5 protein-coding genes are annotated in these 24,919 nt (G+C 73.0%); all 5 read right to left on the minus strand.

What is annotated here, in order from left to right; genetic code table 11:
* Nucleotides 1-52: 52 nt before the first annotated feature.
* Nucleotides 53-8,425 (minus strand): type I polyketide synthase, encoded by an 8,373-nt coding sequence (locus ACZOOI_RS00945; protein WP_465278916.1) that lies wholly within the window; start codon nucleotides 8,423-8,425, stop codon nucleotides 53-55.
* A gap of 238 nt (nucleotides 8,426-8,663) precedes the next feature.
* Nucleotides 8,664-9,866, minus strand: a complete 1,203-nt coding sequence (locus ACZOOI_RS00950) for an acyl-CoA dehydrogenase family protein (RefSeq protein ID WP_465278917.1) — start codon at nucleotides 9,864-9,866, stop codon at nucleotides 8,664-8,666.
* Nucleotides 9,867-10,072: 206 nt separating this feature from the next.
* Complete coding sequence (locus tag ACZOOI_RS00955; protein WP_465278918.1) at nucleotides 10,073-11,584, minus strand: MFS transporter; 1,512 nt, start codon at nucleotides 11,582-11,584, stop codon at nucleotides 10,073-10,075.
* 68 nt (nucleotides 11,585-11,652) lie between these two features.
* Nucleotides 11,653-14,505 carry an aminotransferase class III-fold pyridoxal phosphate-dependent enzyme gene (locus ACZOOI_RS00960; RefSeq protein WP_465278919.1) on the minus strand — a complete coding sequence of 951 codons (2,853 nt, stop codon included), beginning with the start codon at nucleotides 14,503-14,505 and terminating at the stop codon, nucleotides 11,653-11,655.
* Nucleotides 14,506-14,521: 16 nt separating this feature from the next.
* A complete protein-coding gene (locus ACZOOI_RS00965) occupies nucleotides 14,522-24,910 on the minus strand; it encodes a type I polyketide synthase (RefSeq protein ID WP_465278920.1) in 10,389 nt (3,462 codons plus the stop codon).
* Between the last annotated feature and the right edge of the window lie 9 nt (nucleotides 24,911-24,919).

Consider the following 24,919-nt stretch of genomic DNA (forward strand, 5'->3'; position numbering starts at 1 on the left):
ACCCGCTTGAGGTATTCGACCAGCTTCTCTTCGTTACTCACAAGAACTCCGATCAGGGCATGCCAAGTTCGCCGTCGATGAGGTCGAAGAGTTCGTCGAGCTCCAACCCGTCCAGCCCACCGGTCGGCGGCGCGGGCGGCGCGACCGGCACGGTCGGCTCGGCGGGTTCGGCCGGTTCGGCCGGGCCCAGTACCGCGCCGAGGTGGGCGGCGAGCGCGGACGGCGTCGGGTAGTCGAACACCAGCGTGGCCCGCAGGCGCAGCCCGGTCGCCGCGCCCAGCCGGTTGCGCAGGTCCACCGCCGTCAGCGAGTCGAACCCGAGTTCCTTGAAGGTCCGGTCCGGGGCGACCGCGCCCGGTGTGCCGTGTGCCAGCACCGTGGCGGTGTGCTCGCGGACCAGGTCGAGCAGGGCCGCCTCGCGGTCCGCATCGGACATCCGGGCCAGGCCGGCGCCGAGCGACCCGGCGTCGACCGGTTGCGCAGCGGCGGCCTCCGCGCGCCTGACCCGCTCGCGGACCACGCCGCGCAGCAGCGCCGGCACCGGGCCGTGGGCCCGCACCGCGGCCGGGTCGATCCGGGCCGGGACGAGCAGGGCGGCGTCGGAGCAGACCGCGGCGTCGAACAGGGCCAGCCCCTCCGCCGTGGACAGCGGGCCCAGGCCGGCGCGGCGCATCCGGCTCAGGTCGGCGTCCGCGAGCCGGCCGGTCATCCCGCTCGGCGGCGCCCACAGGCCCCAGGCGAGCGACACGGCCGGCAGGCCGCGTGCCGCGCGCTGCTGGGCCAGGGTGTCCAGGAACGCGTTGGCCGCCGCGTAGTTCGCCTGCCCCGGCAGGCCGAGGATGCCGGCGACCGAGGAGAACAGCACGAACATCGCCAGGTCGAGCCCTCGGGTCAGCTCGTGCAGGTTCAGCGCGGCATCGACCTTCGGGCGCAGCACGCGCTCCAGTTGCTCCGGCCGCATCGCCTCCAGCACGCTGTCGTCGAGCAGTCCGGCGGCGTGCACGACACCGGTCAGCGGGTGCTCGGTCGGGATCGATGCGAGCAGTGCGGCCAGCGCGTCCCGGTCGGCGACGTCGCACGCGGCCACGGTGACCGTCGCACCCAGCCCGGTCAGCTCCGCGGCAAGCTCGGCGGCGCCCGGGGCGTCGGGTCCGCGCCGGCCGGCCAGCACCAGGTGCGCGACCCCGTAGTGGGTCACCAGGTGCCGGGCGAACAGGCCGCCGAGGGTTCCGGTGGCGCCGGTGATCAGCACCGTGCCCGCCGTCAGGTCGGGTCGCGCCGCGGGCAGGCCGGCGACCCTGGCCAGCCGGGGTACCAGCGGCCGGCCCTTGCGGATCGCGAGCTGCGGCTCGCCGCCGGCCAGCGCGACCGGCAGCGCCGCGACCGACGCCTCGTGTGCGTCCAGGTCGACGACGACGAACCGGTCCGGGTGTTCGCGCTGTGCCGAGCGGACCATGCCCCACACCCCGGCGCCCGCCGCGCCGAGCACGTCCGGCTCGGCCGGCTCCACGACCATCGCGCTGCGGGTGAGCAACACCAGCCTCGACGCGGCGAATCGCTCGTCGGCGAGCCACTCCTGCATCAGTCGCAGCGTCCGGCCGGCCACGGCGTGCGCGCCGGCCGCGGTGGGCTCCCCGGTCGGCGCGGCGAACACCGCCTCCGGCACCGGTCCCGCGGCGGCCAGCGCGCCGAGATCGGCATGGGTGGGTACGCCGAGCCCGAGTTCGTCGACGCCGACGAGCGCCCACGGCCGCCGGTCGCCGGAGGTCTCGGGCCCGCGGGCCTCGACCCAGTCCACCCGGAACAACGCGTCCGGCGGCCCGCCGGTCGGGGCCCCCGCCGGGAGCGGCCGCAGGGCCAGCGACTCCACCGACGCCACCGGCGCTCCGGTCGCATCGGCCAGCCTCAGCGAGACCGTGTCCGGGCCGTCCGGCGTGATCCACACCCGCAGCGCGGACGCACCGCCGGCCTGCAACGACACGCCCTGCCAGGAGAACGGCAGCCGGCAGTCCGGACCGTCCCCGACCGCGGCATGCAACGCCGCGTCCAGCAGTGCCGGATGCAGCCCGAATCGGCCGGCGTCCGCCACGATCTCCGCCGGCAGCGCCACCTCGGCGAACGTCTCCGCGCCCCGCCGCCACCACGAGCGCAGGCCGCGGAACGCCGGGCCGTAGCGGTAGCCGAGTTCGGTCCAGCGGTCGTATCCGCCGTCCCACTCCACCGCGACCGCGCCCGCCGGCGGCCAGGAGGTCAGGTCGAACTCCTCGGCCCGGCCCCTCGCGAGCACCCCGCTCGCATGCCGGGTCCAGCCGGCGGAACCGTCCGCCGGGCGGGCGTGCACGGCCAGCATCCGGCGACCGGAGTCGTCCTGTTCGCCGACCGTGACCCGCACGTCGATCCCGCCGTGCGCGGGCAGGGTCAACGGCACCTCGCACGTCAGCTCCGCGACCTCGGCGCAGCCCACCTCGTCGCCCGCGCGCACCGCCAGCTCGACGAACGCCGCCCCGGGCAGCAGCACCGTGTCCGCCCGCCCGCGATCGGCCGACCCGCGATCGACCAGCCCGTGGTCGGCCAGCCACGGCTGGGCCTGGAGGGACAGTTGGCCGGTCAGCACCAGGCCGCCGGAGTCCGGCAGTTCCACCACCGCGCCGAGCAACGGGTGGTCCGCCGCGGTCAGTCCGGCCGCCGCCACGTCCGCCGGCTCGCCGTCCGGCGTCGGTTCGAGCCAGTAGCGCCGCCGCCGGAACACCGAGGTGGGCACGTCGACCGGTCGCGCGCCGGGGAAGACGGCCCGCCAGTCGGGGCTCACGCCGCGTACGTACGCCTCGGCCAGCGAGGTCAGGAACCGCTCGGGGCCGCCGTCGTCGCGGCGCAGCGAGCCGAGGACGACCGCGTGCTCCACCACGTCCTCGACCGCCGCGGTCAACACCGGATGCGGACTGATCTCGACGAACACCGAGTGCCCCCGCTCGGCCAGCACGCCGACCGTCTCGGCGAAGCGCACCTGGCTGCGCAGGTTGCGGTACCAGTAGCCGGCGTCCAGACCGGTGGTGTCCAGCAGGCCGGCGGTCACCGTCGAGTAGAACGGGATCGCCGAGGGGCGGGGAGCCGTGCCGGCCAGCACCGCGGCCAGTTCGTCCTCGATCCGCTCCACGTGGGCCGAATGCGACGCGTAGTCCACCGGGAGCCGCTTGACCCGCACCCCGGCGGCCTCGCACTCGGCGACCAGTTCGTCCAGCGCGTCCACGTCGCCGGCCACGACGACCGCGCCCGGACCGTTCACCACCGCCGTGGACAGCCGGCCGTCCCACCGGCGCAGGCGTGCGGCGGCCTCGTCCTCGGACAGCGCCACCGAGACCATGCCGCCGGCGCCGGACAGCGCCAGGATGGCCCGGCTGCGCAGGGCCACGATCCTGGCCGCGTCGGCCAGGTCGAGCGCGCCGGCGACGTACGCGGCGGCGATCTCCCCCTGCGAATGGCCCACCACCGCGGCGGGTTCCACACCGTACGAGCGCCACAGCGCGGCCAGCGAGACCATCACCGCGAACAGCGCGGGCTGCACCACGTCCACCCGCTCCAGTGCGGCGGCATCGCGCAGCACCTCGAACAGGTCCCAGTCGACGTGCGGGGCCAGCGCTCCGGCGCAGTCCTGCATCGTGTCGGCGAACACCGGGGACGAGTGCAGCAGTTCCACCGCCATCCCGACCCACTGCGAACCCTGGCCGGGGAAGACGAACACCACCGCGCCCGGCTCGCGGGCGGTGCCGCGCACCACGCCGGGTGCCTCGGTGCCGGCGGCGAGCGCGGTCAGGCCCCGGCGGCGTGCGGACGGGTCCGCGCCGACGACGGCGGCCCGGTGCGGCAGGCCGGAGCGGGCGGCGGCCAGGGAGAACCCGGTGTCCGCCTGGTTCGGGTCGGGATTCGCGTCCAGGAAGGCCAGCAGGGCGGCGGCCTGGTCCGCGACCGCGTCCTCGCTGCTCGCGGAGAACACCCACGGCGACACCGGATCGGCCGACGCACCGGGCGCCGACTCCGGACCCGACCCGGGCCCGGGCTGCGGATGCGGCTCCGGCTCCGGTTCCGGCGGTGCCTGCTCGATGATCACGTGTGCGTTCGTGCCGCTGATTCCGAACGAGGACACCCCGGCTCGGCGCGCCCGGCCGGTCCGCGGCCACTCCCGGGTCTCGGTGACCAGGGCCAACCCGGCGCCGGCCCAGTCCACATGCGGGGTCGGCTCGTCGGCGTGCAGCGTCCCGGGCACCGTCTCGTGCCGCAGCGCCTGCACCATCTTGATCACGCCGGCCACTCCGGCCGCGGCCTGGGCGTGGCCGATGTTGGACTTCAGCGACCCCAGCAGCAGCGGGCGGCCCGGCTCCCGGTCGCGGCCGTACGTGGCCGCCAGCGCCTCCGCCTCGATCGGGTCGCCGAGCGTGGTCCCGGTGCCGTGCGCCTCGACCACGTCCACGTCCCCGGCGGTCATCCCGGCGGCGGCGAGGGCCTGGCGGATCACCCGTTCCTGGGCGACCCCGTTCGGCGCGGTGAGCCCGTTCGAGGCGCCGTCCTGGTTGATCGCGCTGCCGCGCAGCACGGCCAGCACGCGGTGTCCGTGGCGCCGCGCGTCCGACAGTCGTTCGAGCACCACGATCCCCGCGCCCTCGGCCCACCCGGTGCCGTCGGCGGCGGCGGAGAACGCCTTGCACCGGCCGTCCTCGGCCAGCCCGCGCTGGTGGCTGAACTCCACGAACATCCCGGGTCCGGACATCACCGCGACGCCGCCGGCCAGTGCGAGCGTGCACTCCCCGGCCCGCAGGGCCTGCGCCGCCAGATGCAGCGCCACCAGCGACGAGGAGCACGCGGTGTCCACGGTGACCGCGGGCCCCTGGAGCCCGAGCGTGTAGGCGATCCGGCCGGACGCGACGCTGATCGTGCTGCCGGTCAGCCGGTAGCCGTCGGACTCGGCGTGTGCGGCGTGCAGTGGGGGGCCGTAGTCCTGCGCCATCGCCCCGACGAAGACCCCCACGGGTGCGCCGCGCCGACCGGCGGGATCGATTCCGGCCCGCTCCAGCGCCTCCCAGGACGTCTCCAGCAGCAGTCGCTGCTGCGGGTCCATCGCCAGCGCCTCCCGCGGCGAGATGCCGAAGAATTCGGGGTCGAACCGGTCGGCGTCGTGCAGGAAGCCGCCGTGCCGGGTGTAGGACGTGCCCGTCCGCTCCGGGTCGACGTCGTGGAGCCGGTCGAGGTCCCAGCCCCGGTTGACCGGGAATTCCGAGATCGCGTCGGTCCCGTCCACGACCAGTCGCCACAGATCCTCGGGGGACGCGACGCCTCCGGGGAGCCGGCAGGCCATCCCGACGATCGCGATCGGCTCGTCGCTTGCCGTACCCGCCGCGGGCTCGACGGACTCCTCGTCACCCCCCGCCAAGGTCCGCAGGTGGTCGGCGAGTTCGGCCGGGGTCGGGTGACCGAACAACAACCCCGCCGGCAACGCGAGGCCGGTCGCCGCGCTCAACCGGTCCCGCAGCTCCACGGTGGACAGCGAGTCGAACCCGAGATCCTTGAACGTCGTCCCGGGATCCACCGCGTCGCCGCTCGCATGGCCGAGTACGACCGCGACGGTCGAGCGCACCAGTGCCGACATCTCGGGCCCGGCCGGGATCACGGCCGTGACCCCGGCCGGAGCGGGAAGCGCCGACGCGGGTTCCGCGTCGACGGCGACGGCCGCCCGAGCGGCCGGTTCGGCGAGCCAGTGGCGCTCGCGCTGGAAGGCGTACGTGGGCAGGCCCACGGTACGGGCGCCGCGCAGGGCGAACACGCGGGACCAGTCCACCTCCACGCCGCGCACGTGCAGTTCGGCGAGCGACGCGAGGAAACGCTCCGGGCCGCCCTCGTTCCGACGCAGCGAGCCGGCGACCACGGCGGCGGGCCGGGCCTGCTCGACCGGATCCTGCCGCTCCACCGTGTCCCGCAGCGCGGGCAGGAGCACCGGATGCGGGCTGCACTCGACGAACACCGTGTGCCCGTCGCGCAGCAGCGCCCGGGTCGCCTGCTCCAGCTCCACGGTCTGTCGCAGGTTCCGGTACCAGTACGCGGCGTCCAGTTCGGCGGTGTCCAGCAGGCCGCCGGTCACCGTGGAGTAGAACGGCACCGCCGAGGACCGCGGTCGGATGCCGGCCAGCACCGTGTGCAGCCGCTCCCGGATCTGCTCCACGTGGGACGAGTGGGACGCGTAGTCGACCACGATCCGCCGGGTCTCGACGCCTTCCTCGGTCCACCGTGCGACCAACTCGTCCAGCGCGTCGGCGTCACCGGAGAGCACCACCGACGACGGACCGTTCGCCGCCGCGATGGACACCGCGCCGTTCCACGCGACGATCCGCTCGCGCACCTCGGCGGCCGACCGCAGCACCGACACCATGCCGCCACGACCGGACAGCGCCGTCAGGGCCCGGCTGCGCAACGTCACCACCTGCGCGGCATCCTCCAGCGACAGGGCGCCCGCCACACAGGCTGCGGCGATCTCCCCCTGGCTGTGCCCGACCACCGCCGCCGGCTCGACCCCGCACGAGCGCCACAACCGCGCGAGCGACACCATCACCGCGAACAGCGCGGGCTGCACCACGTCCACCCGCTCCAGCGCGGTCGCGTCCCGCAGCACCTCGCTCAGCGACCAGTCGACGTGGGGTGCGAACGCCGCCTCGCACTCCCGCATCGACTCGGCGAACTCGGGAACGGAATCCAGCAGTTCGACCGCCATGCCGGCCCATTGCGAACCCTGCCCGGGGAAGACGAACACCGTCTTCCCGACCGCTGTGGCCTGCCCCTCGACCACGCCCGCGACGGCCGCGCCGGCCGCGAACTCGGCGAGGCGCCGCCGCAGTTCCGCCCGGTCGCCGCCGACCACGACCGCACGGTGGCGGAACGCGGTCCGGGTGGTGGCCAGGGACAGCCCGATGTCCGCGGCGGATTCGGGCCGTTCGTCCACGAAGGACAGCAGTCGTGCGGCCTGGGCCCGAAGGGCCTCGCCGGTACGGCCGGCGATCGGCCACGCCCGCGCGCCGGCCGGCGAAGGCTCGCCGGGCACCGAGGCGGCCGAGGAAGCCGAGGAAGCCGTCGCCGAGACGGCCGCCGGGGTAACCACCGTGGCGGTCGTCACCGCGGTCGCCGGGGGTTCGGCGACCACCAGGTGACAGTTCGTGCCGCCCATCCCGAACGAACTCACCCCGGCCACCAGCGGTCGGTCCGGTTCCGGCCACGGCGTCAGCTCGGTCTGCACCCGCAGGCCGAGTTCGTCGAGGGGGATGTCCGGGTTCGGCGTGGCGAAGTTCAGGCTCGGCGGCAACAACCGGTGCCGGATGCTCAGCGCCACCTTGACCAACCCGGCGATCCCGCCCGCGCCTTCCAGGTGCCCGATGTTGGTCTTGACCGAGCCCACCGGCAACGGCGAACCCGGGCGGCGGACGCGACCCAGCGCGGCGCCGAGCGCCGCGGCCTCGATCGGGTCCCCCACCTTCGTACCGCTGCCGTGCAGTTCCACGTACTGCACCCCGCGCAGCGCGACGCCGGCCCGCCGGTACGCCCGGCGGACGACCTCCTCCTGCGCGAAACGGCTCGGCACGGTGAGGCCGGTGTGCTCGCCTTCGCCGGCGCCGTCGTTGTTCACGGCGCCGGCGGTCAGGACGCAGTAGATGTCGTCGCCGTCGGCGAGCGCGGCGTCCAGCGGCTTGAGCACCACCGCGCCACCGCCCTCACCGCGCACGAAGCCGTTGGCGCGCGCGTCGAAGGTGAAGCACCGGCCGTCCGGTGACAGGCCGCCGAACCGCACCGCGCCGAGCGTCGGTTCGGCCAGGATGTTCAGATTCACGCCCCCGGCGATGGCCACGCCGCACTCACCGCGCCGCAGGCTCTCGCACGCCAGGTGCACCGCCACGAGCGAGGAGGACTGGGCGGTGTCCACGACCAGGCTCGGGCCGCGCAGGCCGAGGTGGTGGGAGACCCGATTGGCGATGATCGCGCGGCGGGTGCCGGTCATCGTGTGCCGGTCGACCCCGGCCGCGCCGAGCCGGTCCTGCAGCGCCGCGTAGTCGTCCCACATGACGCCGACGAACACCCCGGTGTCGCCGCCGCCGAGCGCGGCGGGAAGGATTCGCGCGTCCTCGAGCGCCTCCCAGGCCAGCTCCAGCATCAGGCGCTGCTGCGGGTCCATCGCGGCCGCCGCACCCGGTGGAATTCCGAAGAATCCCGCGTCGAACCGGTCGATTCCGTCGACGAATCCGCCGAGGCGGTGCGGCAGCTCGGCGCTGCGCCACCGGTCCGGCGGGGCCTCGCGTACGGCGTCCGTACCATCCCGCAACAATCGCCAGAATGCGTGGCCGTCGCCGGCCCCGGGAAACCGACAAGCCAATCCGACCACGGCGATCCGTCTCATATCCAGCAGTCAACGCCCATGGCGGCGAGTTGGCTTGTCGCCCGAACCCATAATGCGGACGGAAATCTGGTGGCCGATACCAACGGGAACCGCTGCGGATTCGGTGGCACAGCGTCCGCAAAAAGGCGCATCGGTATTGCTCGGCGGCCACCGGAAGAACCCGGCCGCCGAGCAATACCGACGCATTGTTCGATCACCACGAGGGGCCACCCCGAAGGGCCCGGCCCCGAGAAACGCCTCAGTACAGGAGGGTCACCGACGGGTGGATGTCCAGCGTCGCCCGGCTGTAGTCCTCCAAAATGATCGGCGCGTTGAGCGCGGTGTGCCGGCTCATCACCGAGATGTCCCGCCACAGGCGCTGCAGCGGGTTCGACAGGGCGAATGCGCTGCCTCCGACGACGTCGAGCAGCTTCTCCACACCCGCCCGCGCCTTTTCATGGGCGGACCTCTGGTGCATCCGCAGCCGGGCCCGCTTTTCCCACGGCATCGGCTGGGTTTCCGGTATCCCGTCGAGCGCCGCACCGACTTCCCGCAGGTGCATCCGGGCGGTTTCGATCAGGTGCGCGGCCTCGCCGAACCACATCTGCACCGACGGCGCGTCGACGGCCGCCTCGTAGTTGACGTAGGTGATCGGCCGCTTCTTGGCGAGCGTCTGCCTGGTGACCTCCAGCGCGCCCTCCGCCGCTCCCACGATCGCGGCGAGCGACTGCGCGCTGCCCTGGAGGAGCATGCTGTCCCGCTCGTCCTCGCCCACGAGATCCGTGAGGCTGAACGCGACCGCCCGCTGTTCCGGGATGAACACGTCCTCGGCCACGACGGTGTGGGTGCCGGAACCGGCCAGGCCCGCCACGTGCCAGGTCCGCTCGATCTTCAGGTCGCTCATCGGCACGACGCCGCCGACCAGGTCCGCGGTCTGGGCGTCGCCGTCGTAGACGTGCACGACCGGGATGTAGGCCCAGTCCGCGATCTCGCAACCCGAGCTCCACGGGAACGTGCCGTTCACCCGGAAGCCGCCGTCCACCCGCCGCGCCTTCGTCGTGCTCAGGTGGGCCGTGGAGATCACGTACGCGTCGGGGTTGTCCGCGAACATCTCCGCCAACGCGGTCTCCGGCATGCCGTTCAGCGCGAACCGGGTCGACGCGGTGTCGATGGACAGGTTCCAGCCGGCCGACCCGCACGACTTGCCGACCTCGGCGATGATCGCCAGCAGATCCGACATCCGCAGGTCGTACCCGCCGAACCGGGTCGGCGTGGTGAGCCGGAACAGCCCCGCGTCGCGCAGCCCGACCACGACCTCCTCGGCGAGCCTGCGGTCCTGCTCGGTCTTCGGTGCGTTCTCGCGGATCAGCTGAGCAAGCTCGCGGGTACGTGTCAGAAGCTCCGCCGGGTCGACCGCCGGCCCGGTCGTCGCGTCCGCCCGCTCATCGGCCACTGCTGTCACGAAGCTCTCCTTCGATCGTGGGTCGCGGGCCGACCCCGATCGGGGTGGGCTCACCGCACCGCATCCGTACTCAAGTCAATCCGCTCCGGCCGGGGAGTCCCAGCGTCCACAACCCAGAAACCGGCCGCCGGGCTGGTACTCGGAACCAAGTCACGGAACCGGGTGCCGACCGACGACCGGTTGCCGGTCGAACGGGTGCGGAGGAATCAGACGCCGGGTACGACGGCCGGTTCACCGACCTCCGGGTCGGTCTGCGCCGTCACGAAGCGGTCGAACAGCAGGCCGCAGACGACCGCTCCGCCGAGGAAGACCATCGCGCCCCAGAAGAACGCCGTCGTGTAGCTCTCCACGGAGGCTTCCGCGGCGAGTTGCGGAGTCGGCGTCTTGCCTTCGATGTAGGAGTCCGCCGCGGTGATCGCCAGCGTGCTCAGCAGCGCGGTGCCGATCGAACCACCCACCTGCTGCACCGTGTTGACCAACGCCGACGCGGCCCCGGCGTCCTGTGGCTCGACGCCGACCGTGGCGACCGCGGCCCCCAGCGAGACGACCAGCCCGAAGCCGATGCCGGCGATCAGGGTCGGGGCCAGCACGCCGGAGGCGTACGAACTGTCGGTGGTGAGGCGGCTGAGCCAGAACGACCCGATCGCGGCCAGCAGGAGGCCGGCCGGGATCAGAATGCGCGATCCCAGCTTGGGTTCGAGGACCGGCGGAACGGTGGTCGCGCCGATCGCGATCCCCACGATCATCGGCAGGAAGGCCAGACCGCTCTGGATCGCCGAGAAGTCCAGGATCAGCTGGAGGTAGTAGGTCAGGAACAGGAACTGCACGAACAGCCCGATCCCCAACAGGAACATGGCCAGATACGCGCTGCCCCGGTTGCGGTGCAGCACGATCCTGATCGGCAGCAACGGGGTCCGTGAGCGAAGCTCGAACACCACGAACGCGACCAGCAGCACGCCGCTCCCGACCAGGAAGCCCCACACGTCGGTGCCGCCCCAGTGACCGTCGGCGGCGTTGGAGAGACCGTAGGCAAGGCAGAACAGGCCGACCGACGCCGTCACCGTGCCGGGCAGGTCGAGCTTCTCCGGGCGGTGTTCGGCCTGCCGGTTCTGCATCGTCAGCGACGCGCCGATGAAGACGACCGCCGTGAGGATCACGTTGACGTACAGGCACCAGCGCCAGTCCAGCCAGTCGGTCAGCGCGCCGCCGAGGATCAGGCCGAGCGCGAGCCCGCCGCTGCCGAGTGCGCCGTAGACGCCGAACGCGGTGACCCGTTCCTTCGGGTCCTTGAACACGGTCAGCAGGAACGACAGCGCCGCCGGCGCGACGAGCGCGGCGAACCCTCCCTGCAGCGCACGAGCGGTGACCAGCATGGGGAAGCCGTTGGCCGCGCCGCCCAGCACCGACATGACACCGAATCCGATGATCGAGATCATCAGCGAGCGCTTCGCGCCGACGAGGTCGACCACCCTGCCGCCGAGCAGCAGTAAGCTGCCGAAGGCGAGCGCGTACGCCGTGACGACCCACTGCCGGTCCGCGTCGCCGAACCCGAGATCCGCCTGTGCGGACGGCAGCGCGATATTGACGACGGTCGTATCCAGGAAGATCGTCATCTGCGCGATACCGATCACCGCCAGGATCAACCAGCGGTTGGCGTAATGGGGGTCGGGCGCGCCCTCCGTGGCCACTTTCGACTCGGACTCTGGTGACTCTGACATTCCACTTACCTCTGTTGATCAGGCCGGACCATCGGCCGATGGTCCGGCGAACCGGTGTTCGGCAGACTTCAGATGGAAATCGTCTCGAATCCGTGCTGCTTCGCGAGTTCGACCATGGCGTCCACCCGCTCGCGGGTAATGACGCCGCCGCCCATCGATCCACCGCCGCCGGACAACGCGAGTGTGATTGCTTCCGCCGCCCCCGCCAGCAATTCATCAGCACCCGGTGAAACGCTGACTCCGCGTGGCAGAATACCGCCATTGGACACGGAAAGTACACCGGCCCGCACGTAGTGTAGATCGTCGCGAGAATCCGCCGCGGCGGATTCGGAACCGGTGCCGAAAAAGGACAAATCGCCGATGATCGCGCCGTCGGCGAGATACTTCTCGTCCAACACGGAAACCGGGCTCGAATGTGCTGTGAACACCACGTGCGCATTTCGCACCGGCAAAAGATCATCGGCCACGACGACGAACGGGTCGGCGTCGCGATTGTCGGCGAGATAGGCCGCGATGGCCGCGCCGCTGGGCTCGTCGCCGGGGCGCCCGTCGGCCAGCCACCCGGCGACGAGCGGCTCGGCGGACAGCCCCGCCGCGATGCCGGTCGGCTCGCCGCCGGCCGCGATCTGCGCCCACGCCTCCTGGTAGATCCGGTGTTCCGTGGCCCGCAGCCGCTCGGCCGAACCCGGCCGGCCACTGCCCACCAGCACGATCCTGGCCGCCTCCCGGGCGCCGATCGCGGCGAGGGCCGAGCCGATCCGCCCTCCCGCGCCGACGACCGCCATCGTCAACCCGCCGAGTCCGCCGAAGCGTTCGACCGCCGCATGCCGGACGGCGGCCAGCGCCGAGCCGACCGCCAGCGCACTGCCCGCGGTCACGGTGATCCCGGGAACCCGCAGGGCGCGGCCGTGACCGACGACCGCCCCGAGCCCGAACCCGAGGCCGACGGTGTCGCAGCCGTCCGCCTTCGCCGCGCGCACCCGGCGGTCCAGGTCCAGGCCGATCAGGAAGGTCTGTCCGGAGACCTGGTATTCCCGCAGCTGCTGCTGGGTCACCAGCAGCGGGTAGACGGTGAGATCCACCGACGTGCCCTGCGGCGAGTCGAACCGGACCGGTGCGAGCGCCGGCAGGTCCTTGAGCAGCTCGGACCGCCGCGCATAGGCCAGCAGACGGTCATCGTCCAGGTCGCCGAGCGAGGGGTCGAACTCCCGCAACATGTCCGGCGTCAGCGGGTAGCCGACGATCCCGACCCGGCGATCGGCCGGCTCCGTCGGCGCGGGCGCGTCGTCCGTCGCGGGCCGGAAGTCCTCGATCCGCGCGCGTGCCGGCTCGCCGGCGCCGGTCAACGGGTGGATCAGCTGCAACGCGTCCTGGTTGCGCAGGATCCGACAGACCTGGGTGAGGCCGGTCCGCAGCTGGTCGATCTCCTCGTCGCCGATGTAAATCGACGGCTCGATCCGCAACATGGTCGGCACGCTCGCGGTCGGTCCGGTGCGGATGTGGTGGGCCAACTGGAGGTAGCTGCCCAGTTGGAAGACGAGCAGACCGGCCCGCGCCTTCTCCCGGATGATCGGGGACGAGGCGTTGCTCTGGTCGGCGAAATCCAGTCCGATGAGCAGTCCGCGGCCGCGCACGTCGGCCACCACGTCGGGGAACTGCGCGGCCAGCTCGCGCAACATGCCCAGGATTCGCCCGCCGCGTTCCGCGGCGCGGTCGTAGGCCGCCCCGTCGTCGGCCTCCAGGAGTTCGAGCGTACGCAGGGCAATGGCCGTGGAAAAACCGTCCTTGGCGAAGGTCGAGCTGTGCACCAGTTCGAACTCCGGGCGGTAGCGCGACTGGCGGACCAGCATGGCGGAGGTCTTGGCGATGCCGCCGCCGAGCGACTTGCCCAGCACGTAGTAGTCGCCCAGCAGCCCAATGTGCGAGCTCGCGAAGAACTTTCCGGTCCGCCCCATCCCGGTCTGGATCTCGTCCACGACGATCGGGCACTCGACCTCGTCGCAGATCTGCCGGATCCGGGCGACGAACTCGCCGGTCAGCTCGTGGATCCCGCCCTCGCCCTGGATCGGCTCGACGATCAGTCCGGCGAGGACCGGGAAGTCGCGCTCGACGAGGGTGACCCTGCCGTCCAGCACTTCGACGTCGAGCACGGTGACCCGCTGCTCGGTCACGAGCTGCTCGAACACCGTCGCATCGTTCGGCGGTACGAACTTCACCGTCATCCCGAGCGATGCGAACGCCGCCCGGAACAGCGGGTTGTAGGTGAACTGGGTGCTGCCGACCAGCTTTCCGTGAAACGCCCGCTCCAGCGCGAAGAACACCGGGCCGGTCCCCGCCTGCGCGACGTTGTGCGCGGCCACCGCGCCGAGCAACGCCGCGAACTCCTCGATGCCGGTCGGCGCCGGCACGTCGCCGGGCAGCAGGGACGTGTCGTCCGGCAGTGCCGCGACCCCGTCGCGCACCGCGTTCAGAGCCACGTCCGCGTGCCACTCGATCTGCTCGAACAGACTCTTCATCCGCAACACGCGGTCGAACTCGCAGTGCTTGACCGCCGCTTCGACCGCCTCCGCACCGCTGTTGGCGAAGATGATCGGGTACGGCTCGGCGCCGGGGAACTCGCGGCCGATGATCTCGTTGAGCACCGCGCCGACCCGGTCGGCGACCGGGTGCGAGGAGTGCTGCGAGTGCACCGGCCAACCGGTGTCCAGCAGTTCCTTCGCGTACGCCACGATCTCCGGATGGTTGTGCCCGAGCATCAGCGAGCCCCAACCACCGACCAGGTCGAGCACCGGCACCTCGGTGCCGGCGTCGTCCAGGCAGTACAGCGTGTTCTTCTCCGCCCGGACATACTCGATGTCCAGGCCGAAGGTGCCGAGCATTCCGGTCAGTAGGGCTTCGGCGTAACGGATCGGTGCGTTCACCAATATCTCCTGGTGGTCAGCGGTTCGGGTTGGCGGAGGAGCGGCCCAGCTCCCGGTCGATGAAGTCGAAGACCTCGTTCTCGGTCGCGGTCTCGATCGCGGCGGCCAGGTCGAACTCGCCGCCGGCGGCGACCGCGTCGGGCCGCGCATCGGGCCGGGTCTTGTTCCAGCGGGCGAGGATGGCGGTCAGTCGGGCGGCGATCTCCGTGTGGCCGGAGACCTGCTCGTCCACCGGTTCGACCGGAACGGCCATCAGGACGGCCTCCAGCCTGTCCAGTTCGGCCAGGGCGGAGCGGCGGCTGACCCCGTCGGTGACGGCGAGTCGTTCGAGCAGGTGGTCCACCAGTACGCCGGGCGATGCGTAGTCGAAGACCAGCGTGGTGGGCAGCGACAGGCCGGTCTGCTCGGCCAGCCGGTTGCGGAACTGCACCGCGGACAGCGAGTCGAATCCCGAGTCCCGGAAGGACACCTCCCATTGCACGTTCTCCGGCGTCGCGTGCCCGAGCACCCCGGCCGCCTCGGCACGCACCAGGTCACGCAGGTACGCCTCGGCCTCGGTCCTGGTCATCTCCGCGAACCGGTCGGCCGGCAACTCGGCGCTCGCCTTCCGGCGCTCGGCGCGCGGCACCAACCCGCGCAGCACGACCGGAATCTGCGCGGTGTCACGGCGCAGCGCGGCCGGGTCCAGCGGTGCCGGCGCGACCACGGCGTGGCCGGTGGCGAGCGCCGCGTCGAAGAGTTCGCGGGCCTCGTCCTCGGCGATCACCCGCAGGCCGGACTGGGCGCTCTCGACCATCCGGCCCCAGGCCATCGACACCGCGGGCAGTCCGGCGGCCCGGCGCTGCGTGGCCAGCGCGTCCAGGTACGCGTTCGCCGAGGCGAAGTTGGCCTGCCCCGGGCTGCCGAGCATGCCCACCACCGAGGAGAACAGCACGAACAGTGCGGGCGGCGCGTCCGCGGTCGACTCGTGCAGGTGCCACGCCCCGTCCACCTTGGGCCGCAGCACGTGCCCGACCCGCTCGGTGGTCAGCGCGGTGAACACCCCGTCGTCCAGGACGTTTTGGGTGTGCACGATCCCGGTCAGCGGGTGCTCGGCCGGGATGTCCGCGAGCAGCGCGTGCACGGCCGCCCGGTCGGCCGGGTCGCAGGCCACCACGGTGGCCGTGGCACCGAGACCGGCCAGTTCGTCCCGCAGCCGCTCGGCGGCCGCATCCGGCCCGTGCGGATGGGCGAGCACCAGGTGCTCGACCCCGTACGCGGTGACCAGGTGCCGGGCGAACAGCGCCCCGAGCGGCCCGTCGGCGCCGGTGACCAGCACGGTGCCGGACGTCGCGAGAATCGGCGCCGGCCCGCCCGACGCGGTCGACGGCACCAGCCGCGGCGCGAGCATGCGCCCGGCCCGGACGGCCAGTTGCGGTTCCCCCACCTGGGCCGCCGTGAACAACAGCTCGGTCGAGGCCGGGTCGTCGTCCAGGTCGACCAGCACGATCCGGTCGGGGTGCTCCGCCTGGGCCGACCGCAGCAGACCCCACACCGCGGCGCCGGCCGGGTCGCGCACCTCGTCCCGCGCCTCGACGGCCATCGCTCCCCTGGTCACCACGACCAGGCGGTTGTCCGGCAGGTTCTCCTGGGCCAGCCAGGACTGCGCCACGCCGAGCGCCCGTTCCACGGCCCGGTGCACATCCGCCGGTCGGCAGGCGGAGGCGCCCGGCTGCGACGGTTGCACCAGCAGGACGTCCCACGGGGTGTAGGACGCCGCCGCCGACTCGATGTCGGCGAACCGCAGTGGCGCCACCGCGGCGAGGTCGCCGAGGTCGCCGGGGTCGCCCGGGTCGCCGCCGAGCAGGGCGAGCAGGCTCTCCGGTTCGTCGTCGGCCTGCGGCGGGACGGGGATCCAGCCCAGTTCGAACAGCGAGGCGCGGCCGGGAGCCGCGGTCGCCGCGCCGTCCCGAGGCGTCAGGCGCGCCGGGACCAGCCGCACCGACTCGGCCACCAGCACCGGCAGTCCGGCCTCGTCGACCGCCTCCAGGCGGAAGCCCCGCGATCCGGCGGGCGCCAGGCGCACGCGCAGGACCGTCGCCTCGGTGGCGTGCAGGGCGACGCCTTCCCACCGCAGCGGCAGCAGGGCCGTACCGTCCGGCTCGACCTCGGCGGCGCCGATCAGCAGCGGCTGCACCGCGGCCTCCAGCAGGGCCGGGTGGATCCCGAATCTGCCGACGTCGGCGCTCGCCCCTTCGGGCAGCCGGACTTCGGCGAACACCTCGTCGCCCCGGCGCGACACCGACTCCAGGCCGCGGAACACCGGGCCGTAGCGATGGCCCGCGTCGGCGAAGTCCTCGTACGCCCAGTCCACCGCCTTGGCCGCGGCCACCGGCCACCCGGCCGAGTCGACCTGCGGCCGGTCGCCGGCGGGGGCGAGCAGGCCGGTGGCGTGGCAGGTCCAGTCCCGCGTCGCGCCGTCCGTGCCCGGTCCGGCGGCGGGCCGGGTGTGGATGCCCACCGTCCGCCGCCCGGCCTCGTCGGCGGCGCCGGTCACGACCTGCACCCGCACACCGCCGCGGTCGGGCAGGACGAGCGGCTCGGCGATCGTGAGCTCCGCCAGCACCGGGCAGCCGCTCGCGTCGCCGGCCCGGATCGCCAGGTCCACCAGGGCCGACCCGGGCAGCACCGGCAGGCCGGCCACGACATGGTCGGCCGACCAGGGATGCGTGGTGAGCGACAGGCGACTGGTGAACACCAGTTCGTCCCGGCCCGCCACCGCGATGGCCGTGCCGAGCAGGGCGTGCTCGGTGGCGTCCGGGTCGAGGCTCGCGGCCTCGGTGGATTCGGCCGGCCAGTACCTCTCGCGCTGGAACGGGTAGGTGGGCAGGCCGGTGCGGCGCGCCCCGGTTCCGGCGAACACGGCGCCCCAGTCGACGGACGCCCCGGCGACGAACAGTTCCGCCAGGCCGTCGAACACGGTGTGCACCTGCGGCCGGTCGTCCCGCAGCAGGAGTATCGAACCCTCGATCGTGCGTCGGGGGCCCGACTCGACGAACCGGGTCACCCGCTGCTCGTCCATCCACCGCTCGGCGGCGGCGATCCCCTCGGAGGACCCCGCCGACCCCACCGGGTCGCCGGCGACGAGCGGCCGGCCGGTGTGCAGCGACACCACCGGGATCCGCGGTTCGGCGAACGTCACGTCACCCCGGTCTCCGGTGGTCACCAGCCGGGCGGCGTCGGCCGACGAGAGCGCCCCGGCGACGTACGCGGCGGCGATCTCGCCGATCCCGGTCCCGGCGACGCAGCCGAACGTCAGACCCCAGGATTCGACCAGCCGGAACAGCGCCACCTCCGCGGCGAACAGGCTCGCGTCCTCCCCCTTGTCGCCGAGTTCGGTCAGGATCGCGTCGAACGCCTCGGCATATACCGGCAACGTCTCGTACAGGTCGCGTTCCGCTCCGTCGGCGAACCGGTCGATGACCGGCCGCCCGGTGAACACGAACGCGGTCCGGCCGTCCCGGGCCGCGGTCGCCTCGCCCTCCACGATCGCCCGCAGCCCGGCCGCTGCCTGGGCACCTCCCCCGGTGACCAGCACCGCGCGGTAGTCGAACACCGAGCGGGTCGCCAAGGAGAAGCCGATGTCGAGCGGATTCGGCGCGACGTCGGAGGCCGACACCGACAGCAGCCGGTCGGCCTGCGCACGCAGTGCCTGCGGCGACTTGGCCGACAACACCCACGGCACCGCCGGCAGGGACACCGCGACCTGTGCCGGGGCCGGGGTCGGGTCGTCGGGTGCCTGTTCGAGGATGACGTGCGCGTTGGTGCCGCTCATCCCGAATGCGGACACCGCGGCCCGGCGCGGCCGGTCGAGCTCCGGCCACGGGCGGGCCTCGGTCAGCAGTTCCATCGCACCCGAGGACCAGTCCACCGCGGACGTCGGCTCGTCCACGTGCAGGGTCCTGGGCATCAGGCCGTGCCGCATGGCCATGACCGCCTTGATCAGCCCGCCGGCCCCGGCGGCGTGCTGGGTGTGCCCGATGTTGGACTTCACCGACCCCAGCCACAGCGGGCGGTCCGCCGGCCGATCCCGACCGTAGGTCGCCAGCAGCGCCTGCGCCTCGATCGGGTCGCCGAGCCGGGTGCCGGTCCCGTGTGCCTCCAGGAGGTCCACCTCGGACGGTTCGACGCCGGCGTTGGCCAGCGCCTGCCGGATCACCCGCTGCTGCGACGGGCCATTGGGCGCGGTCATGCCGTTGGACGCGCCGTCGGAGTTCACCGCGCTGCCCCGGACCAGCGCGAGCACCGGGTGTCCGTTCCGCCGGGCGTCGGACAGCCGCTCCAGCACGAACAGGCCCAGACCCTCCGACCACCCGGTGCCGTCCGCGGACTCCGCGAACGCCTTGGCCCTGCCGTCCGGCGACAGGGTGCGCTGCCGGGAGAACTCGATGAACCCGATGGGCTGCGCCATCACCGTCGCCCCGCCCGCGAGCGCCAGGGCACATTCGCCGCTGCGCACCGCGTTCGCGGCGAGATGCAGCGACACCAGCACCGACGAGCACGCCGTGTCGATGGACATCGTCGGGCCTTCCAGCCCCAGGACGTAGGAGATCCGGCCGGAACCGAAGGACGTCGTGGAGCCGGTCAGCCGATACCCCTCGGCGCTCTCCTCGACCCCGTCGCCACCCTCTCCGTATCCCTGCGCGGTCAACCCGGTGAAGACGCCCGTGTTGCTGCCCCGCAACGACTGCGGGTCGATGCCGCCGCTCTCCAGCGCCTCCCACGAGGTCTCCAGGAGCAACCGCTGCTGCGGGTCCATCGCGAGCGCCTCGCGGGGCGAGATCCCGAAGAAGCCGGCGTCGAACTCGGCGGCGGCGTCGATGAATCCGCCGGCCCGCGGATAGAACGTGCCGGGCTTGTCGGGATCCGGATCCCACAGCCGCTCGATGTCCCAGCCGCGGTCGTCGGGCATGTCCGCCATCGCGTCGACCTCGTCGACCACCAATTGCCACAATTCCTCGGGGGTGTTGGCCCCGCCCGGGAAGCGGCACGCCATGCCGACGATCGCAATCGGCTCGTTCTCGCCGCCGGGACCGGGGACCGACGCGGCGACGGCGGTGGCCGAAGCCGGCAGGTCGCCGCTCAGTTCGGACAGCAGGTGCTCGGCGATCGCCGAGACCGTCGGGTAGTCGAACACCACCCCGGGCGACAACCGCAGGCCGGTGACCGCGGCCAGCCGGTTGCGCAGTTCGACCGCGGTCAGCGAGTCGAAGCCCAACTCGCGGAACGGCACACCCTCGCCGATCCGTTCGCCGGAGCCGAACCCGAGCACCGCGGCCACCTCGGTGCGCACCAGGTCGGCGACCTGCTCGTGCCGCTGCTGGTGCGGCAACGCGGCCAGCCGGTCGGCCAGTGCCCGCAGGCCGCCCGCGCCCTGCCGAACCACCCGGCGGGACGAACGCCCCACCAGGCTCCGCAACATCGGCGGGACCGGAGCCGATCCGGCCCGCAGCGTCCGCAGGTCGAGCCGCACCGGCAGGGCCACCGGGCGGTCCGCCGCGAGCGCCCGGTCGAACAGCGCCGCGCCGCCCGCGGCGGAGAGCGGCCGCAGTCCCGTCTGCCGCAGGTGGTCGACGCCGCCCGCGGTGACCTCGGCCTGCATGCCGCCCGCCACGGACCACAGACCCCAGCCCAGCGAGAGCGCGGGAAGGCCGTGCGCGCGACGGTACCCGGCGAGCGCGTCGAGGAAGTGGTTGGCCGCCGCATAGTTGGCCTGGCCCGGGTTGCCCAGCGTGCCGGCGAGGGAGGAGAAGAGCACGAACATCGCGAGCGGTCGGTCACGGGTGAGTTCGTGCAGGTGCCATGCGGCGTCGACCTTGGGGCGGAGCACGGTGGCGATCCGGTCGGGGGTGAGTGCGGTGATGATGCCGTCGTCGATGACGCCGGCGGTGTGCACGACGCCGGTGAGCGGGTGCTCCGCCGGGATCGCGTCGAGCACGGCCGCGAGCGCCGAGCGGTCGGCCACGTCACAGGCCACCACCCCTACGGAGGCGCCCAGCGCGGTGAGTTCCTCGACCAGTACGTCCGCCCCGGGGGCGTCCGAGCCTCGTCGGCTCGTGAGCACCAGGTGCCGGACGCCGTACCCGGTGACCAGGTGCCGGGCGAACAGCGCACCCAGCGCCCCGGTTCCGCCGGTCACCAGGACCGTGCCGTCCGGCGCCAACTCCGGCCCGGCGGTGTCCGCCGCGGGCTGCGGGGCCAGGCGTGGCACGCTCACCGCGCCGGCGCGCACCGCGACCTGATCATGGCCCGCCGCCAGCACCGCGGGCAGGACCGCGAGCGAGGCCGGGTCGGCATCGACGTCCGCCAGCACGATCCGGTCGGGGTGTTCCGACTGTGCCGAACGCAGCAGGCCCCACACCGCGGCGCCCACCGGATCAGGCGCGGCGTCGTCCCCGCCGACCACCACCGCGCCACGGGTCAGCGCGACGAGCCGGCTTGCCGGGAACCGGTCGTCGGCCAGCCATGCCCGCACCAGCTCCAGCGCCTCGACGACCGTCTCGTGCACCTGCGCGACGATCTCGCCGGCCGGCCGGGCGGCGTAGACGGCGACCAGGACGTCGGCCCCGGCCGCGTCCGACCACGCCTCGCGACGGTCGACCGTCAACACCGCGTCCACCGACCGGTCGGGACCGCCGATCAGGGCCCAGTGCCCGGCCTGTTCGGTCGAGCCCACCTCGACCCCGACCCAGTCCACGCCGAACAGCGAGCCGGCCGTCTCGTCCCGCCCGGCCGGCCCGTCCGCCGACACCGGGCGCGCCTCCACCGACCGCACCTCGGCGACCGGTTGTCCCGTCTCGTCGGCCATCTGCACCCGGCAGGAGGTCCCGCCCTCGGTCTCGCCGTCGATGATCACCCGTACCCGCAGCGTGCTCGCGCCGGTGGCATGGAGGCTGATCCCGTTCCACACGAACGGCAGTAGGAGCGTGAAGTCCTCGCCCGCGTCGGCGACCGCGGCGAAGACCCGAGGGTGGATGGCCGCGTCGAACAGGGCGGGATGGATCCCGAATCGTGCCGTGTCCGTGTGTTCCGGCAGCGCCACCTCGGCAAAGAACTCGGCGCCGGCGGCGCCGTCGCGGCGCCACAACGTCCGCAGCCCACGGAAGGTCGGACCGTACACGTAGCCGTTCTCCGCGAGCCGCTCGTAGAAGCCGTCCGTCGCCAGGGGCACGGCACCGGCCGGCGGCCATTGGGTCAGCTCGAATCGCGGCTCCGGGACCGAGGAGGCCAACAGACCGGTGGCATGGCAGGTCCACTCCTCGTCGGTCTCGTGGCAGGAATGGATCGCGAACGGCCGCTGCCCGGTGTCCTGCAACTCGTTCACCACGAGCTGGACCCGCACCCCGCCCGTTTCCGGCAGGACCAGCGGCGCGGTGACCACCATCTCGGCCACACCGGCGCAGCCGACCTCGTCGCCGGCCCACATCGCCATGTCGATCAGCGCGGTACCCGGCACCAACGCCCGTCCACCCAACTCGTGTTCGGCGACCCAGGCGTGCGTCCGCGCGGACAGGCGGCCGGTGAACACCACCTCGTCGGCACCCGCGATGCGCACCACCGCGTCCAGCATCGGGTGACTCGCGGCCACCTGCCCCGCCGAGACGATGCCACCCGACGACGACTGCGGGAGCCAATAGTTGCGGTGTTGGAAGGGGTAGGTGGGCAGGTCGGTCAGGGTCGCGGCGGTGCCGGTGAACAACCGGGACCAGTCCACGGTGTGGCCGTCGGTGTGCAGGTGCGCCAGCGCGGTCACGGCGGTGCGGACCTGGGGCCGGTCACGGCGCTGCAACGCCACGAACGACGCGCCCGCCACACTCTCGGGGCCCATCGCGGTCAACACCCCGTCCGGCCCGATCTCCACGAACCGGGTCACCCCCGACTCCCGCAACCGGGCCAGCTGATCCGCGAACCGCACCGGCTCCCGGACGTGGTCCACCCAATACCGCGCCGAACACACCTCCTCGACGCCCGCAGCCATCGCCACGACCGGCTCGGACAACGTCACACCGCCCACGACCGCCGCGAACTCCTCCAGGACCGGGTCCATCAGCGGGGAATGGAACGCGTGACTGACGGTGAGCCGGCCGGTCTTGTGCCCCCGCCCGCGCAACTCGTCCGCGATCGCGAGGACCACGTCCTCGACCCCGGAAACCACCACCGACGACGGCCCGTTGACCGCCGCGATCCCCGCCCGCGCCTCGCGCCCCCGCAACACCTCCACGACCTCGGCCTCGGTCGCCTTGACCGCAACCATCGCCCCACCCGCCGGCAACGCCTGCATCAACCTGCCCCGCGCCGCGACGACGCGGCAGGCGTCGTCCAACGTGAACACCCCGGCCACATGCGCCGCGGCCAACTCGCCGATCGAATGCCCCGTCACGAAATCCGGTCGCACACCCCACGACTCGAGCAGCCGGAACATCGCCACCTCGACCGCGAACAACGCCGGCTGGGTGAACCCCGTCTCGTCCAACCCCACCCCACCGAACACCACATCCCGCAACGACCGCGACAAGTACCCGTCGAACCGGGCACACACCTCGTCGAATGCCGACGCGAACACCGGGAACACCTCGTACAGCTCCCGACCCATCCCCACCCGCTGCGCACCCTGACCGGTGAACAGGAACGCCGTACGCCCCTCACCCGCCACCCCCGACACCACACCCACCCCGGCAGCGGCATCCCCGGCGGCCAACGCCCGCAACCCCGCGACCAGTTCGACCCGATCGCCGGCCACCACCACACCACGATGCTCGAACACCGACCGCGACACCGCCGCCGACAACCCCACATCCACCGGCGACACACCACCACCGTCCACCAACGACGCCAACCGCCCCGCCTGAACCCGCAACGCCTCCACCGACCGCGCCGACACCACCACCGGCACCACCGGCAACTCGGTCGGTACCACCGCCTCCTCGGACATCGGCTCGTCTTCCGGCGCGGAGGCCGGCTCCGGGGCGTCTGCGGGTGCCTGTTCGAGGATGACGTGCGCGTTGGTGCCGCTGATCCCGAACGAGGACACCGCCGCCCGCCTCGGCCGCCCGGTCGCCGGCCACGGCCGCGACTCGGTCACCAACTCGATCGAACCCGAGGACCAGTCCACCGCAGGCGTCGGCTCGTCCACATGCAACGTCGCGGGCACCACCCCGTGCCGCATCGCCATCACCAACTTGATCACCCCGGCCACCCCGGCAGCCGCCTGCGTATGCCCGATGTTCGACTTCAACGAGCCCAGCAGAAGCGGCCGATCGTCCGAACCGGCCGAACGCGCCTGCCCATAGGTGGCCAACAGCGCCTGCGCCTCGATCGGATCGCCCAACCGGGTGCCCGTGCCGTGTGCCTCCACCACATCCACCTCGGCGGCGGAGAGGCCGGCATTGCTCAGCGCCTGCCGGACCACCCGCTGCTGGGACGGGCCGTTCGGCGCGGTCAGGCCGTTGGAGGCGCCGTCCGAGTTCACCGCGCTGCCGCGGATCACCGCGAGCACCGGCAACCCGCGCCGGCGGGCCTCGGAGAGCCGGGCCAGCACCAGCACCCCCACCCCCTCGGAGAAGCCGGTACCGTCCGCCGCCGCCGCGAACGCCTTGCACCGCCCGTCCGGCGCCAACCCGCGCTGCCGGGAGAACTCCACGAACACGCTGGGGCCGGCCATCACGGTGGCGCCGCCCGCCAGCGCGAGGTCGCACTCCCCGCTGCGCAGCGACTGCTCCGCCAGGTGGATCGACACCAACGACGACGAGCACGCCGTGTCCAGGGTCACCGCCGGCCCCAGCAGGCCCAGCACATAGGAAATCCGCCCCGACGCGACGCTGGTGGTGCCGCCGGTGAGCACGAAGCCCTCCAGCTCCGCGGGCGTCTCCCCCGCACGAGGCATGTACTCCTGCGGAATCACCCCGACGAACACGCCGCCCGCGCTGCCCCGGAGCGACGCCGGGTCGATCCGGGCGCTCTCCAGTGCCTGCCACGAGGTTTCCAGCAGCAGGCGCTGCTGCGGGTCCATCGCCAGCGCCTCCCGCGGCGAGATCCCGAAGAACTCGGCGTCGAACCGCCCGGCGTCGGGCAGGAAGCCGCCCTGGGTGAGGTAGGTGGTGCCCGGGGTGTCGGGATCCGGGTCGGACAGCCGGTCGATGTCCCAGCCACGGTCGGTCGGGAATTCCGTGCGGGCGTCCCCGCCGGTACGGAGCAGTTCCCACAGGTCCTCGGGGGTGTGTGGGGCGCCCGGGAAGCGGCTCGCCATTCCGACGATCGCGATCGGCTCGCGAGCGGCGGCCTCGGCGTCGCGCAGCTCGCGCTGTGCTCGCTGCAGGTCCGTGGTGACCCGCCTCAGATACTCTCGAAGCTTCTGCTCGTTGGACATCTCGGGCAG

This window comes from Embleya sp. L77 (assembly GCF_055557415.1).

What these genes read in the sequence shown, in the direction of transcription:
- ACZOOI_RS00945 (WP_465278916.1), bottom strand. Translation starts at nt 8,425, where the DNA reads ATGAGACGGATCGCCGTGGTCGGATTGGCTTGTCGGTTTCCCGGGGCC.
- ACZOOI_RS00955 (WP_465278918.1), bottom strand. Translation starts at nt 11,584, where the DNA reads ATGTCAGAGTCACCAGAGTCCGAGTCGAAAGTGGCCACGGAGGGCGCG.
- ACZOOI_RS00965 (WP_465278920.1), bottom strand. Translation starts at nt 24,910, where the DNA reads ATGTCCAACGAGCAGAAGCTTCGAGAGTATCTGAGGCGGGTCACCACG.